The following is a 13,653-nucleotide window of genomic DNA, read 5'->3' as shown; positions in this document are numbered from 1 at the left end:
TTTCCACCGCCCATGCGTGCGGCTTCAGCACTGCCCACGCTCAGGCCAAGCGCCATAACCAGCGCAAAAACTGCCATGAATGTCTTTTTCATTTGCTACTCCTTCAGGGTTTTACTTTCGGCACTACTTGATTTGGAAAGACGATTTTTCGCGGGGTGTCCCACCAGCATCACAATCATCATCATCTTGATGCTTGGAATGCCTGTCACGGCCTTCCCCTTGTGGTATCGGCCTATCACCATAAGCTGCCCGATACACCTCTGCCGCCGTAAAGCCGCATTCCTGACGTACCCCCAGCTTTTGAAGCAATGCAGTATCGGACTTGGGCAGCAAGCCGGTTTGGGCCCTGATTAGCTCTCTAATTTGTTCGCATGACTCGAATGGGGGAGATTCAGCATGGGCGTTGGTGACCAGCAATCCGAGTAATCCAATAATTGGGAAGAGCTTGCATTTTTTCAATACAGGCATCACGAACTCCAAATTTATTATTGAAAATGCCACTTTGCCAAACCGAACCTGAACGTAACCTGAACAATTTTTTCAGCTTTTGTTTTTTGCCAGTGATGGTTCAAAAGCGCAAATTCGGTTTTTTGAGCAGCTGAAGCTCGAAACGAAAATCCTGGTTTTCGACCAGCCAAATGCTGGATGGCCGCTGCACTACCAGTTCCGGCTACTGGCTTTAAATTCCAAATGTCATTTTGTGGCCAGAGATTGAGGTTCAAAAGTGCCTAATAATTCAGCGTGTGACGTCTCAGTGCCTACTGGAGCCTACAAACTACAATATCGAACTCTACTGCTTGATGGCTGGTAGGCAGCGGAGTCTGCTGGTCGTGTTAAGTGGCCTTCGCTTGCTGCGCAAGTAGCGCGTTCAGGTATAGTCCATTAAACGACTCGCGCAGTGCTTGTGCCGAACGGCTCGAGATTTTGCAACGGATGTTATCAGGCTTATTTCAGTCGCCCATGAATCCATCAGAACGTCCTGATTTCCTCTCAAAAAAGGTACCCGTCGGATGGACGCTGACGTTCGGCGCCTGGCTGATCGCCAGCGTCTCGACACTCGGCTCGCTGTTTTTCGGCGAAGTGATGAGCTACACGCCCTGCGTGCTCTGTTGGTACCAACGGATTGCCATGTTTCCACTCGTTTTCGTGCTCGTAGCCGGGCTGTTTCCCTTCGATCAGCGCGTCGTACGCTATGCACTGCCACTGGCAGCGGCGGGCTGGGGGCTGGCGCTCTTTCATCTGGCGCTCATCGCCGGCTGGGTACCCCAGGCCATCAAGCCCTGTCAGCAGGGTGTTCCGTGTTCCGATGTACAGGCTGTCTGGTTCGGCTTCGTAACCATCCCGTTCCTGTCCGTGGTGTCGTTTTCACTGATCGCCGTATTGCTGTTGGTAACCCACCTCAAAGGCTCCAAATGAAACAGAAAACCGTTTTTTTCGTCTCCGCGATCATCCTGCTGCTGGTTTTTGTCGCCGGCGCGCTGTTCTACAAGAACCAGCAGGAAAAAGAGGCCAATCGGATGGCCGAAGCCAATCGCGCTATCCTGATCCGCATGCATTCGCCAACTCTCGGCAAGGCGGACGCGCCGGTCGTCATCGTCGAATTCCTTGATCCGGCGTGCGAAACCTGCCGGGAGTTTTATCCGATGGTCAAACAACTGATGGCCGCCCATCCCGGCCAGATTCGCCTCGTGCTGCGCCAAGCACCGTTCCACAAGGGTTCAGACAAGGTTGTTGCGGCACTCGAAGCCGCACGTCGGCAGGGCAAGTTCTGGCCAGCGCTCGAAACGCTGTTGGCCAACCAGGCCGACTGGGCGCAGAACCACACGGCCAACGTGGATAGGGCGTGGAAGCACCTTGAAGGCGTCGGGCTCAACATGGAACAACTGGCCTTCGATATGACATCCCCAGAGATCGCCACCGTGATTGCGCAGGATCTCGCCGACGCGAAAGCATTGAAAATCACCATGACTCCAGAATACTTCGTCAACGGCAAACCGTTGCCCAGCTTTGGCTTTGAGCAGTTGAAGTATCTGGTTGATCAGGCACTAACGGAGACTCGCGCCCGTTAAGCGAGCGCTGACCGCTATGCAAGAGTTTGCATAGCGACCCATCCCGGTCAGATGACATCGTGCACTAATCTTGCGCAAAAAGCGGTCAAAATCAATGATTAGCACCCCCAGCCACCAGAATGGCGCGCTCTGGCTTCTGACTCGCATTGCCTCATTCATACATGCCAATCAACTGCAGTGCGTATCCGCACAGGCCGGCCTTGTAGCGCTGAAGCCCCGGTGTGTGGTGGCCGCTGTGTTCGCCCAGATCGAGGTGGCGCACACCACAGGCGCGCAGCTTCTCCATGCCAGCCCAGAGCAGGCCGTTGTTGGCCCCCAGCGCTCGTCCGCAGGAATCGTTCCACGCCAGTTGGTAGGTCGCCGTGCTGCCGTGACACAGCAGCGCGAGCGCAGAGCACGGACCGGCGGCCCTTCCTGTCGCATCGTCATATGCCAGACCGACCAGCAGGCTGTCGGCCTTTGCATAATCGACCAGCAGGCGATTCAGTTGGGCACTTTCCATGCCACGAAAGCCGGCCTGTTCGCGATGCGCCACGTGACGCTGCACCAGGTCGGCGATGACTGTTGCCGGCCGTGGCCAGTCGAAACGCAGGCGTCCTTAAGCCTCGTGTCTTTCCGCCCGCAACAGCCCCGCGCGCCAGCGTGGGAGCAGACGCGCCCGCTGCAGCGCCTGATCTGCATCGAGACCAAGCAGATAGGTTTCATAGCCTTCGCGGGGCAGGCCTGCCGCATCGGCATCGATCGCGCGATAGCCCGCCAGAGTCAGCGCGCGGCCGTTTTCCGCCGAGCGGGGCCACTCGGGGATAACGCGTCGTTTGCGTCCTAAGCGACGCGGCCAGAGGCGTGCAAAAGCTCGGAAAAATTCGCACATGCGGACATCGCTGCCGCTGTCCGGGAGCCAGAGTGGGCCGCGGTCCATCATAAGCACGCCGATTGCGCCGCCCAGTGCGTGTTTTTCCAGAACCTGCACGACGCCAAGTTCGTCGTTTCCGTCGCGGATCACCAGCCGGCGCACGGATAGCGCCTGAGCGCGAGCCATCGCGAGGCCATAAGCTGCGTCCTGCAGCAGCGTTGTCAGCCCGATGCGCGCATAGCGCTCACGGTAATCCGCGAGTGTGCAATCTGGCTCCAGGGTCAGTGCCATGTCATCCTTCGTGGCGTCCAGCCGACATGCTGAACGAGTAGCGTTCGGGTTGCGCGGTCTAGCTAAGCCGGGGTCAAGGATAGGAAATTCAACCACATTCACTGAAGTATCCGTGCGTCGAATGACCCAGGTCAAGCGTGAATTTCCGATCGTAGCGCCCGAATCCGCCCCCGATTCCTGTCTGTTGCCCTGAGAAACACTCCTCGTTTCTCGTTTTCAGGGCAACAGACAGGAGGTGTAAGCCGGAATCCTCGAAATTTCCGACGCCCGTTGACGTGCGGTCGCATACGACAGGCGTTATGTCAAACCGCCGCCGGCGGGCTTCTTTGCCTACCCGCGCTGATCATTTCGGCCACCCGTCATGAAAAATGGTCGAGTGTAGGAATCTATACTATGAAAATGGTGTCAAGGCCACCTCGGGCTCGGAGACGCTGGGGCTTGGCTACTCTACTGAAAGGGCTATCGATGTCACGTTCCGACTTGATCGACCGGCTGGCGGTACGCTTCCCTCAACTGGCGGCGAAGGATACGGAGTTTGCGGTCAAGGTGATCCTAGAGCGGATGGCCGCGACCCTGTGGGGAAGGGGTCATATAGAGATCCGTGGCTTCGGCAGCTTCGCGCTCAACCATCATCCGCCTCGCACCGGACGCAATCCCCGTACCGGTGAGACGGTGGAGGTTCCCGGGAAGCACGTCCCCCTCTTCAAGGCGGGAAAGGAAATGACGGAGCGCGTCGATCAGCCGTGAGGATCGGTCCCTGTATGACCACTTCGAATTCCCTCGGACGAAAATCAAGGATGACGAAACGGTAATACCTCAAGATCTGCTTCAACTGATTCTAGTCGTTCAGTTTTCGAGGCTGGCTGACGGCAACCGCCTCGAAGCCGACCGTGAGCCAAGAAAATGGAGTGTGCCAGGTTCTATGGCCGCCATTCGGCTTCACCGTACAACATACCCGCCGACTATAAACTTGTTGCGTTGCACAACACCATGCGCGAATTGATCATGGAATCCGGATAGCCTTTTTCCAAAGACTCTCAGTGATATTGGCGGCCGTGAACCCGGTCGCGCTTAAAGACAATTCGGTAACGAATCTACGCTTCGCCCCGGATTTCAGTTGTTTGACCCGGTATTCGGCCTTCAGTGCGCTGGAGTGGTCCGGGTATTCAACGCTGGCGAGAAGTCTGGCCGGCGGGTGCGAGCGTGTGTAGCGGGCGCCATTGCCGCAGGCGTGTGCGGCGTAGCGCGCCGCAACGTCGGTCGTGATGCCGGTGTAGATGCTGCCGTCAAGACATTCGATCAGATAAAGGAACCACGGGACTTGCCGGGGTATCTCTAGCTCAACGGATGAGCTTTTTGGCACCTTGATGGCTCGACGGGCTGGTCGCAGGCGTGCAGGTTTACTTGACCAGCTCACCACCCAGCGCTTCGAGCAGATCATCAAGCAGACGTGCGACTTCGCCGCTCATCAGCGTGAAATCGATGTCGAAGCGTTCATCTTCGTTCTCTGCCTGACCATCGGCTTGTTCCTTGAGAATGTCGAGGAAGGCAAGGCGCTTGATCTGCAGGTTTTCGTTGAGCAGAAAGGAAATGCGGTCGCCCCAGGTCATGGCCAGTCGCGTCACGACCTTGCCGGCAGCGATATGCTGGCGGATTTCCTCGCCTTCCAGCGTGTGCTTGACATAGCGTACCGTCGCGTTTTCAGCGGAGCGCAATTCGAGATCCTGGTCGAGGGTGAAGCCGCTCGGCGCCTCGCCATCGGCAACCCAGCCAGTCATTGCCGCCGAGGGCGATTGGGTGACCTGGAGCAATTTGGCCGGCAGAGAATCGACGGATTTGCGCAGATGCTCAAGAAACTCCTCGGCCTTGGCCGGGGAGGCGGCGTCGATGATCAGCCAGCCGTTAATTGGATCGATCCAGCCAAAGGTGGTGCGACGACGAATGAAGGCACGCGGCAGCAGTTCGATGGTCATCGATTCGCGAAGTTCGCGCATCTCCTTGCGGCCAACGCGGCGGTCTTCGGCCTCCTCGATCGCTTTCGCCCGATCATCGGCAAACTGCTTGACCACCGAGGCGGGCAGCAGTTTTTGTTCGACGCCGAGGGCCATTAACCACTGCTGGTTGACGGCATGGACAAGCGTGCCTCCATCGCGCGGCGGTACCCAGCCGATGCTCTGCAAATCAGTGGCACTGCAGGGTTGCAGCGTCAGGGTTGAAAGCTGTTCTTCAAGTTTACTGGTGTCGCTTGCCCAGTTTTTTGGCAGGCGATAGAGTTGGAGGTTTCTGAACCACATGAGGGGAGGACTCAAAAAAAAGAAAAGGATTATAGGGCTGAAAGAGGCGCTAAATAGATCGTTTTGAATTTTTCAGCGTGCTTGATTTCTTCGGAGTATTGAATGAGGGCGGTGGTGTAGTTCATAATGTCGACATGAATGATCCAGAACCTATTGATCCGCGCCGTCGGATTCGCGAACTGACTGCCATCCCTGAGCGGGATCGCACCGATGAACAATGGGATGAGTTGAACGAACTCGAAATCCGTACGGCACCCGGAAATCGTGAGTCGGACCGGCAGCAGCCGGAGAGGCGGCTGGGGTCGTCGCCGCAGGTTCGTCGCCCCGACCGTAATCAGGGTGTAAAGAACAACGGCCCAAGGCCGGATACGCGGCCACCGCAGGAAGGGCGCCCGCAGGAGGGGCGGTCGGATGGTCGTCAGCCAAAACGGCAGCATCGGCGCGTCAAACGCCCCGTTGAAACGCCCGGCAACAGTTGATTGCCCATACACCCCGAATCTCTTAAACAGATTTTTCCGCAAATCCTGTTTTTTTATTCCCGCTTTTCCCCTCCCGGTGCAGCGCCGCCTTGGCCAGCAACTGTGCCGTCACCGGCGCGGTGATCAGCAGAAACAGGACGATGGCCGCTTCGTGCAGGCTGACCTCTGGTCCTGTAACCGTGAAGTAGATCGCCGAGGCCAGCAGCAGGGCGCCGACGCCGAGGGTGGTCGCTTTCGTCGGCGCATGCAGGCGCATCAGGAAATTCGGCAGGCGCGCCAGACCGTACGACCCCAACAGCACGAATAGCGCGCCGATGACAACCAGCGCGGACACCAGGGTTTCGGTGAAAACGTTCATTCGATGAGGTCTCCGCGCAGCAGGTACTTGCACAAGGCAACGGTGCCGACAAATCCCATGATCGCCATCAGTAGCGCCAACTCGAAGTAGGTGGTGCTGTTGGTATGCAGGCCGAAGAGAACGAGCAGGGCGATGGCGTTGATGGTCAGGGTGTCGAGTGCGAGGATGCGGTCGAGGATGTCGGGACCGCGCAACAGTCGCCAGAAACTCAGGATCATGGCCAGTCCGATCAGGGCAGCAGCGATTTCGATGGCCTGTATCAGCATGCAAACATCTCCTTGAGCGCCGCTTCGTAGCGATTTTTGATTTCTTCGATCAGCGCTTGTGGGTCGGGTGCGTCAAGCGCGTGAACGAGAAGCACCCAGTGCTTCTCGTCGATGTCGATGGAGACCGTGCCCGGAGTCAGCGAAACGATGCTGCCGAGTAGCGCCACCAGGAATGGATCGCGCAGGTCGAGCGGGATTTCAACCAGGGCGGGCGAGAGCTTGTCGAGTGGCCCGATGACACGACGGGCAACGTCCCAGTTGGCAACGACGATATCCAGCACAAACATTCCGAGAAAGCGCAGCGCACGCAGCGGATGAACCAGCCGTGGCGCCTTCGGCCAGAAAGGGTCGGTCAGGCGCGGAATTAGCACCGCCAGCACCCCGCCAAGCAGCAGCAGGCCGAGCGATGCGGCATTGGTGATGGCGATCCAGAGCAGCAAGACCGTAAGTGAGAGAACCGGGCGCGGGATGAGTCGATTGAGCATGGCAACTACTCCCTGCTTTCTCGCTGAATCGAAGCCGGATCGTTTCCGAGGACGCCGTGGATGTAGGCGTTGGCGTCGTGGAGTTGGGTGGCGGTACGTTGTGCGTAGCCGGCAATCGGTTGCACGAATAGTGCCAGCAATGGGCCGGCAGCTATCAGGCAGAGCATTGCGCCGAGGCGGCGCCAGCCGATTTTTGGGGAGTCTGCATTGCCCGGAGGCTGTGAAGAAATGCCGGAACACCCACCGCAGAGCCGCAAAGGCGCAAAGATTTCGCAGAGAAAACCTTTAAAAACATGGGATTTCCTTTGCGTTTTCTCTGCGCCTTTGCGGCTCTGCGGTGGATTCTTGATATTTTCACAGGCGCTCGGCCCGTTTTCCCAGATCAGCGTGCTGCCACCGCGTACCAGTGCCATCATCACCAGAAGAGATGCGCTCAGCAGAACCGCCCAGATGACGACTCCGGCTTCGACTCCACGCAGGGCGTCAAGCAACATCAACTTGCCGATAAAACCCGAAAACGGGGGCAGGCCGACCAACGTCATCGCCACCATCAGGAAGGCGATTCCACTCCATGCCGGTAGCCGGTTCTGACCGGGAACGAAGGCGTTTCCAGCCGCTCCGCGTTGCTCGGCGATGACATCAGCGAGCAGGAAGAATGCGGCGCCGGCGAAGGTCGAGTGCACCAGGTAGAACAGCCCGGCCGCGCTGACTTCGGCGCTGGCCTGCGCCGGGACGACCAGCAGGGTGCCGGCGGAGAGCAGAACCAGCCAGGCCGCAAGCATCTTCATGTTTTTTGCCGCCAGCGCACCGAGTACGGCGAACAGCACCGTAGCCAGTGCCAGCGTGGTCAGCCAGCCATCAAGCAGATCCGGTTGTGCGGGGTAAATGGCGATGACCTGAAGTCGCAGCAGGGCGACAATCCCGACCTTGGTCATGATGGCAAACAGGGCGGCAACCGGCGCCGGTGCGGCGGCGTAGGTGTGCGGCAGCCAGAACGAAAGCGGTAGCAGGGCGGCCTTGAGGACGAACACCGAAACCAGCAGCACCAGCGCCAGTCGCACCCCCGGCACCAGGATTCCCGGCAGGCTCAGCCGATAGGCGACATCGGCCAGATTGAGCGTCCCCAGCGTGCCGTAGAGCAGGCCGAGGCCGATCAGGAAAATACTTGAACCGAGCAGGTTGAGGACGACGTAGGCGATCTCCGCACGTGTTCTCGCCAGGCCGCCGGTCTGCGCCAGCAGGGCGTAGGAGGCGAGCAGCATGATCTCGAAGAAGACGAACAGGTTGAACAGGTCGCCGGTCAGGAAGGCGCCGTTCAGCCCAAGGATCTGCAACTGGAAAAGCGGATGGAAAAAGCGGCCCCTGGCATCGAATCCGCCACTGGCGTAGAGCAGGCAACACAAGCCAAGCAAGGTTGTCAGCAGCGTCATTCCAGCGGCAAGACGATCTGCCACGAGGACAATGCCGAACGGAGCCGACCAGCCACCCAGGGCATAAACGCGCAGCATGCCGTCGTCGGCAAGCAAGGTCAGCCATACCGTCGCGGCGACGCCAAGCAGGCTGGCCAGCAGGCCAATAGCCCGCTGGAACGGCAGGCGCGGCTGCAGCAATTGCAGCAGCGCGGCGAGAAAAGGGATGAGGATAAGCAGGATCGGCGCGTGCTGGTTCATCCTTAAAACCTCAGTTTAACCACAGCGAACACGGCGGGCACGGCGTAAAGTCTCCGTTTTTCATTGTTTTTCCGCTGTGTTCGCTGTGGTCAACTGCCTTTTCTAGGTTCATGGCCTGTCCTCTTCGTCTCGGGCATCAACGTGATCATCACCCGATTCCGAAAGGGCGCGCAGCGCCAGCATGGCCAGGTAGGCGGTCATGCCGAAGCCGATGACGATGGCGGTGAGTACCAGCGCCTGCGGCAGCGGGTCGGTATAAATTGCGCCGGCGCGGATCAGCGGCGGCGCATCCATGCGCAACCGCCCACTGGCGAACAGGAACAGATTGACGGCATAGGAAAGCAGCGAAAGTCCGAGGATGACCGGGAAGGTGCGTTCGCGCAGCACCAGATAGATGCCGCAGGCGGTGAGCAGGCCGATGGCCATGGCGACGAGCAGTTCCATCAGTGGCCACCGCCCTCTGAATGCGCGCGCAGCGAAAGGCGACCGAGTTCGGAGAGCACCGTCAGCACCACAGTCACCACCACCACATACACCCCGAGATCAAAGACCATGGCGGTAGCCAGCTCGACGTCACCGAGCAAAGGCAGGTGAACATGACCATGTGCGCTGGTCAGGAAGGGACGGCCCAGGAACACGCTCGCCAGCCCGATACCGCACGCCATGAACAGCCCAAACGCGAGCAGGCGCGGCGGGTGGCGCGGCATCAGCGGCTGTGTGAGGCTGATGCCATTGGCCAGATACTGCATGACCAGCGCCACCCCGGTGATCAGCCCGGCGACGAAGCCGCCACCCGGAACGTTGTGCCCACGCATGAAAACGAAGACCGATACGGTGAGCGCCAGCGGCAGCAGCGGGCGCATCATCATCGTGAGCAGGAGCGAATTGGCTTCTGTCGACCACAAGCGTCCTTCGCTATCGCGGGTAGGCGCCTTCAGCACCAGACCATCAAGCAGCACATGGGCGGCCAGCGCCACCATGGCCAGCACGGTGATTTCTCCCAGCGTGTCAAAGCCACGGAAGTCGACCAGGATGACGTTGACCACATTGGCGCCGCCCCCACCCAGGAGCGAGTGCTCGAGATAGAAGCCGGAGATTGTTTCAAAGGGTGTGCCGAGCATCTGCCAACTGACCCAGCCGAGGCCGCCACCTGCACTTAGCGCGATCAGCAGGTCACGGTAATTCCGGGTCTTGCCGGTTTCCGGCCTGTTTTTCTGCGGCAGGTAGTAAAGCACCAGCAGCATGAGCAGGATGGTTCCTGCTTCCACGGCCATTTGCGTCAAGGCCAGGTCGGGGGCGGAGAAGCGCACGAAGGTCAGGGCTACGACCAGGCCAACAACGCTGACCAGCACGATCGCCAGCAAGCGCTGCCGATGCAGGAAAGTGGCGCCGAGGGCGGCCACTGCGAGGGCGGCGAAAGCCAGCAGCGCGGGTGCGTCGGCGGGTTGAGTCTGGTAGGCAACGGCTTCACCGGTCACCGACCAACCCGACCAACTGCTCCAGGCGCCAAGCAGCAGAACAAAGATAAATAACAACGCGCTATAGCGCTGCAGCGAGCCGTTGTCGATTTTCGCCACGATTTTCCCGGAGAGTCGGGTAATGGTTACAAAAAAACGCTCGAAGATCAGTAGCACCTGGCGGTGTGTCCTTGTCTCATACCAGGCAAACAAGGGCGCGCGCAGCGCATAGATCAGGACACCACCGCCCAGCGCCAGCAGACTCATGATGAAAGGCTGGTTGAAGCCATGCCATAAAGCCAGTTGGTAGGCGGGCAGGGGAGTTTGCAGGGTGGCGGCGGCCGCCGCAGCGAGAATGGGGGCCACGCTCCAGTTCGGGAAAATACCGACCAGCAAGCACAGTATGACCAGCACCTTGATCGGCGCGCGCATCCAGCGCGGCGGTTCGTGTGGTTTTCGGGGCAGATCAACCGGTTCGCCGTTGAAAAAAATGTCGTGGATGAAGCGTGACGAGTAAGCCACCGCCAGCATGCCGGCGACAGTGGCAAAAAGCGGCAGCAGCCAGCGCATCTGCTCGAAAGCCGGGTAATCCACTGTCTCGGCAAAAAACATTTCCTTGCTCAGGAAGCCGTTCAGCAGCGGTACGCCGGCCATCGAGCCGGCGGCGACGATGGCCAGCGTTGCGGTGATCGGCATGTAGCGGAACATGCCGTTGACGCGGCGCATGTCGCGTGTGCCGCATTCGTGGTCCACGACACCGGCAGCCATGAACAGCGAAGCCTTGAAAATGGCGTGGTTGATCATGTGGAAAACGCCGGCAACGACCGACAGCGGCGTATCCAGCCCGAACAGGAGGGTGATCAGGCCGAGATGGCTGATCGTCGAATAGGCCAGAAGCCCCTTGATGTCGTGGCGAAAAAATGCTGTCGCCGCCGCATAGACCAGGGTCATTGCCCCGGTGCCGCTGACCAGCCAGAACCATAGTTCGCTGCCGGCCAGCGCCGGATGCAGCCGGGCGAGCAGGAAGACGCCGGCCTTGACCATGGTCGCCGAATGCAGGTAAGCCGATACCGGCGTCGGCGCGGCCATGGCGTTGGGCAGCCAGAAATGAAAGGGGAACTGCGCCGACTTGGTGAACGCCCCGAGCAGGATCAGGATCAGCGTCGGGGCGTAAAGTGGGTGTACCCGGATGCGCTCGCCAGCCTGCAGCACCGCCGATAGTTCGTAACTGCCGACGATATGGCCGAGCAGCAGGATGCCGGCGAACAGCGCCAGTCCGCCGCCGCCGGTGACCGCCAGCGCCATGCTGGCGCCGCTGCGCGAGTCGTGCAGTTCGTGTTTGTAAGCGACTAGAAGGAACGATGAAAGACTGGTGATTTCCCAGAAGACGAGCAGCAGAATCAGGTTTTCCGAAAGCACGACGCCGAGCATGGCGGCCATGAACAGCAGCAGCAGCGAGTAAAAACGTCCGAGTGCATCGCTTTCGGGCAGGTAGTAGTAGGCGTAAAGGACGACCAGCAGGCCGATGCCGGGAATCAGGAAACAGAAGAGCAATCCGAGGCCATCAAGGCGCAGGCTGAAATCCAGACCATAGGCCGGCAGCCAGGCCAGACGGACGAATTCGACGTGCCCCGCGAGGGCCGGCCCGACCAGCGGCGAGAGCAGGATCAGGCAGGTCGCCATCACCACCGCAGCCGCCAGCGCGGCATAGCGGCGCCCCCAGCGCTGCATCAGCAGCGGCAGCGGGCTGGCCACCAAGGGCACGGCCAGGATGGCAAAGAGGTGGAAACTGGTATTCAAGTGCGTCTGATCAAGAAAGTTGGGCAAGAAATGACGACGTCTCGATTATAACCACGACCCGGATATGACCCCTGAGAGCCTGTGAAAAAATCAAAAATCCACCGCAAAGCCGCAAAGGGGCAAAGAAAACGCGAAGAACCCCCCTTGTTTGCAAAGGGTTTTCTTTGCGAAACCTTTGCTCCTTTGCGCCTCTGCGGTGGGGGGCCAGGTATTTTTTCACAGCCTCTGACGCAAAAACGCCACCCCGGAGGGTGGCGTCGTTGATGAAGACATTCTTGATTTAATGCGTGGCCGGTGCCACTCCAGGCGCTACGGACTCTACCTGCACGCTGCCAATGTTCTTGTGCGGTGGGTCCGGATTCCAGCCGATCGTGAAGTAGAGGAAGGCGAAGCCGACGACGTAGGCCAGGGCGACGTGCCAGCCGTGACGCAGCCAGTTGCCGACCGACTTGGCTTCCGGATACATGTTGGAGAGCGCCACGCCGGCCGATGAACCGAACCAGATCATCGAACCACCAAAGCCGACGGCATAGGCCAGAACGCCCCAGTCGTAGCCACCCTGTTTGAGCGCCAGCGCGGTGAGCGGGATATTGTCGAATACCGCCGAGACAAAGCCCAGGCTAAGCGCGGCGAGGGCCGACGCCGGCGGAAGTTTCTCGACCGGCATCATCGACGCGCAGGTGACCAGCGAGAGCAGAAAGATCGATCCCTTGAAGGTTTCCGGCAGCAGTTCCCAGTCCGGGCGGCGCACTGGAACGGAGAGAAATATCGCCACCCAGACGGCAACGCCGATGAAGGGGAAAACATCGGCCAGCGCGGTGAATTTCACATTGATCACGATGTTGGTAACGATGGCGAAGACCAGAATCAGCACAACGATGCCGATCCGTGGCTTGTCGACCCTGGTGTGGCTGTGCACATGCTTGATGATCGGCGAATAGGCGTGCTGTTGCTTGGCGCCGAAGTAGGCAGTGATGACCAGAGCGACTATGGCCGCGACGTAGGCGTGAAATACCGAAACCGGGCTGACGCCGTCGATCCACATCATCGTCGTTGTCGTGTCGCCAACCACCGAGCCGGAGCCGCCGGCATTGGAGGCAGCAACAATCGCCGCGAGGAAGCCGACATGCACTTTGGCCTTGAACAACTGGTGCGCCATGGCGCCGCCGATCAGCGCGGCGGCGATGTTGTCGAGGAAACTGGAAAGTACGAAGACCATAATCAACATGACGAAGCCACCCTTCCAGTCGTCGGGCAGATACTTGGGCAGGATGGCCGGAACGTGGCTCTTTTCGAAGTGGCGCGAGAGCAGGGCGAAGCCCATGAGCAGGCAGAAAAGATTGGCCAGCACCACCCACTCGTGCTGGAAGTGAGTTGCCAGACCGGCCAGGCCATCACCGGTCTTGAAACCGGTGAAAATGAGTTTGTAAAGCGTGATCGTCACCAGGCCGGTGAGTCCGACGTAGAGCGTGGAGTTGTGAAACAGCGCAACACCCAGCAAGGTGCACGCAAAAAGTATGAAATCAAGCGGAATGCCGGCAACCATGATTGATTCGCCAGCCCAGGCAGGGAGTGCTACTCCGGATAGAGCAAGTGCGGTGAAGCACGCTCGGATAAATGCGCTATTCATT

General features: G+C 59.3%; 17 protein-coding genes. 4 read left to right on the top strand and 13 right to left on the bottom strand.

Features of this window, described 5'->3' with window-relative positions; translation table 11 throughout:
* Positions 1-123: 123 nt before the first annotated feature.
* Positions 124-468: a hypothetical protein gene (locus tag ACOYNV_RS20995; protein ID WP_422901760.1), complete on the bottom strand. Its 345-nt coding sequence runs from the start codon at positions 466-468 to the stop codon at positions 124-126.
* A gap of 17 nt (positions 469-485) precedes the next feature.
* Entirely contained in the window at positions 486-722 is a 237-nt protein-coding gene (locus ACOYNV_RS20990; protein ID WP_422901759.1) for a hypothetical protein, read from the bottom strand.
* 238 nt (positions 723-960) lie between these two features.
* Between ACOYNV_RS20990 and ACOYNV_RS20985 the strand changes: the two genes are divergently transcribed.
* Both ACOYNV_RS20985 and ACOYNV_RS20980 read left to right on the top strand, forming a co-directional pair.
* Complete coding sequence (locus ACOYNV_RS20985; protein WP_422901758.1) at positions 961-1,416, top strand: disulfide bond formation protein B; 456 nt, start codon at positions 961-963, stop codon at positions 1,414-1,416.
* Positions 1,413-2,069, top strand: a complete 657-nt coding sequence (locus ACOYNV_RS20980) for a DsbA family protein (protein WP_422901757.1) — start codon at positions 1,413-1,415, stop codon at positions 2,067-2,069. Before ACOYNV_RS20985 ends, ACOYNV_RS20980 begins: the two co-directional genes overlap by 4 nt.
* A gap of 151 nt (positions 2,070-2,220) precedes the next feature.
* Here the strand turns inward: ACOYNV_RS20980 and ACOYNV_RS20975 are convergent, their stop codons facing one another.
* Together ACOYNV_RS20975 and ACOYNV_RS20970 are read right to left on the bottom strand one after the other, a co-directional pair.
* Positions 2,221-2,661 (bottom strand): GNAT family N-acetyltransferase, encoded by a 441-nt coding sequence (locus ACOYNV_RS20975; protein WP_422901762.1) that lies wholly within the window; start codon positions 2,659-2,661, stop codon positions 2,221-2,223.
* A 6-nt stretch (positions 2,662-2,667) separates the two neighbouring features.
* Positions 2,668-3,309 (bottom strand): hypothetical protein, encoded by a 642-nt coding sequence (locus ACOYNV_RS20970; RefSeq protein WP_422901756.1) that lies wholly within the window; start codon positions 3,307-3,309, stop codon positions 2,668-2,670.
* A 369-nt stretch (positions 3,310-3,678) separates the two neighbouring features.
* On the opposite strand from ACOYNV_RS20970, the gene ACOYNV_RS20965 reads away from it, so the two are divergent.
* Positions 3,679-3,960 (top strand): integration host factor subunit beta, encoded by a 282-nt coding sequence (locus tag ACOYNV_RS20965; protein WP_422901761.1) that lies wholly within the window; start codon positions 3,679-3,681, stop codon positions 3,958-3,960.
* A gap of 256 nt (positions 3,961-4,216) precedes the next feature.
* On the opposite strand, the gene ACOYNV_RS20960 is transcribed toward ACOYNV_RS20965, so the two are convergent.
* Entirely contained in the window at positions 4,217-4,630 is a 414-nt protein-coding gene (locus ACOYNV_RS20960; protein WP_422901755.1) for a GIY-YIG nuclease family protein, read from the bottom strand.
* Positions 4,614-5,507, bottom strand: coding sequence for a recombination-associated protein RdgC (locus tag ACOYNV_RS20955; RefSeq protein WP_422901754.1), 894 nt, complete (start codon positions 5,505-5,507; stop codon positions 4,614-4,616). Before ACOYNV_RS20955 ends, ACOYNV_RS20960 begins: the two co-directional genes overlap by 17 nt.
* 134 nt (positions 5,508-5,641) lie before the next feature.
* Here ACOYNV_RS20955 and ACOYNV_RS20950 point away from each other — a divergent pair, with 134 nt between their 5' ends.
* Positions 5,642-5,986, top strand: a complete 345-nt coding sequence (locus tag ACOYNV_RS20950) for a hypothetical protein (RefSeq protein WP_422901753.1) — start codon at positions 5,642-5,644, stop codon at positions 5,984-5,986.
* Between the two features lie 22 nt (positions 5,987-6,008).
* Here ACOYNV_RS20950 and ACOYNV_RS20945 read toward each other — a convergent pair whose 3' ends face one another.
* From ACOYNV_RS20945 to ACOYNV_RS20915, 7 genes are all read right to left on the bottom strand, one after another.
* The gene (locus tag ACOYNV_RS20945) at positions 6,009-6,344 is read right to left on the bottom strand and encodes a Na+/H+ antiporter subunit G (RefSeq protein ID WP_422901752.1); all 336 of its coding nucleotides are present in this window, start codon (positions 6,342-6,344) and stop codon (positions 6,009-6,011) included.
* On the bottom strand, positions 6,341-6,610 hold the full coding sequence (locus tag ACOYNV_RS20940; protein ID WP_422901751.1) for a K+/H+ antiporter subunit F: 270 nt from the start codon (positions 6,608-6,610) through the stop codon (positions 6,341-6,343). Before ACOYNV_RS20940 ends, ACOYNV_RS20945 begins: the two co-directional genes overlap by 4 nt.
* Positions 6,604-7,095, bottom strand: a complete 492-nt coding sequence (locus tag ACOYNV_RS20935; protein ID WP_422901750.1) for a Na+/H+ antiporter subunit E — start codon at positions 7,093-7,095, stop codon at positions 6,604-6,606. Before ACOYNV_RS20935 ends, ACOYNV_RS20940 begins: the two co-directional genes overlap by 7 nt.
* Before the next feature lie 5 nt (positions 7,096-7,100).
* Positions 7,101-8,765, bottom strand: a complete 1,665-nt coding sequence (locus ACOYNV_RS20930) for a monovalent cation/H+ antiporter subunit D (protein ID WP_422901749.1) — start codon at positions 8,763-8,765, stop codon at positions 7,101-7,103.
* 108 nt (positions 8,766-8,873) lie between these two features.
* Positions 8,874-9,209: a Na+/H+ antiporter subunit C gene (locus tag ACOYNV_RS20925; protein ID WP_422901748.1), complete on the bottom strand. Its 336-nt coding sequence runs from the start codon at positions 9,207-9,209 to the stop codon at positions 8,874-8,876.
* Complete coding sequence (locus tag ACOYNV_RS20920; protein WP_422901747.1) at positions 9,209-12,022, bottom strand: monovalent cation/H+ antiporter subunit A; 2,814 nt, start codon at positions 12,020-12,022, stop codon at positions 9,209-9,211. Before ACOYNV_RS20920 ends, ACOYNV_RS20925 begins: the two co-directional genes overlap by 1 nt.
* 280 nt (positions 12,023-12,302) lie before the next feature.
* On the bottom strand, positions 12,303-13,653 hold a 1,351-nt coding region (locus tag ACOYNV_RS20915), incomplete at its 5' end, for a citrate transporter (RefSeq protein WP_422901746.1).

It is taken from the genome of Propionivibrio sp., assembly GCF_049316945.1.
In the GTDB taxonomy this organism is placed as follows: Bacteria; Pseudomonadota; Gammaproteobacteria; order Burkholderiales; family Rhodocyclaceae; genus Propionivibrio.
Note: the sequence above shows the minus strand (reverse complement) of the source record. Positions and strands in the feature narration are given on the sequence as shown.

Excerpts from the sequence above, each read along its gene's own strand:
- ACOYNV_RS20995 (WP_422901760.1), bottom strand. The coding sequence starts at position 468 with ATGCCTGTATTGAAAAAATGCAAGCTCTTCCCAATTATTGGATTACTC.
- ACOYNV_RS20985 (WP_422901758.1), top strand. The coding sequence starts at position 961 with ATGAATCCATCAGAACGTCCTGATTTCCTCTCAAAAAAGGTACCCGTC.
- ACOYNV_RS20980 (WP_422901757.1), top strand. The coding sequence starts at position 1,413 with ATGAAACAGAAAACCGTTTTTTTCGTCTCCGCGATCATCCTGCTGCTG.
- ACOYNV_RS20965 (WP_422901761.1), top strand. The coding sequence starts at position 3,679 with ATGTCACGTTCCGACTTGATCGACCGGCTGGCGGTACGCTTCCCTCAA.
- ACOYNV_RS20955 (WP_422901754.1), bottom strand. The coding sequence starts at position 5,507 with ATGTGGTTCAGAAACCTCCAACTCTATCGCCTGCCAAAAAACTGGGCA.
- ACOYNV_RS20950 (WP_422901753.1), top strand. The coding sequence starts at position 5,642 with ATGAATGATCCAGAACCTATTGATCCGCGCCGTCGGATTCGCGAACTG.
- ACOYNV_RS20945 (WP_422901752.1), bottom strand. The coding sequence starts at position 6,344 with ATGAACGTTTTCACCGAAACCCTGGTGTCCGCGCTGGTTGTCATCGGC.
- ACOYNV_RS20940 (WP_422901751.1), bottom strand. The coding sequence starts at position 6,610 with ATGCTGATACAGGCCATCGAAATCGCTGCTGCCCTGATCGGACTGGCC.
- ACOYNV_RS20935 (WP_422901750.1), bottom strand. The coding sequence starts at position 7,095 with ATGCTCAATCGACTCATCCCGCGCCCGGTTCTCTCACTTACGGTCTTG.
- ACOYNV_RS20930 (WP_422901749.1), bottom strand. The coding sequence starts at position 8,765 with ATGAACCAGCACGCGCCGATCCTGCTTATCCTCATCCCTTTTCTCGCC.
- ACOYNV_RS20925 (WP_422901748.1), bottom strand. The coding sequence starts at position 9,209 with ATGGAACTGCTCGTCGCCATGGCCATCGGCCTGCTCACCGCCTGCGGC.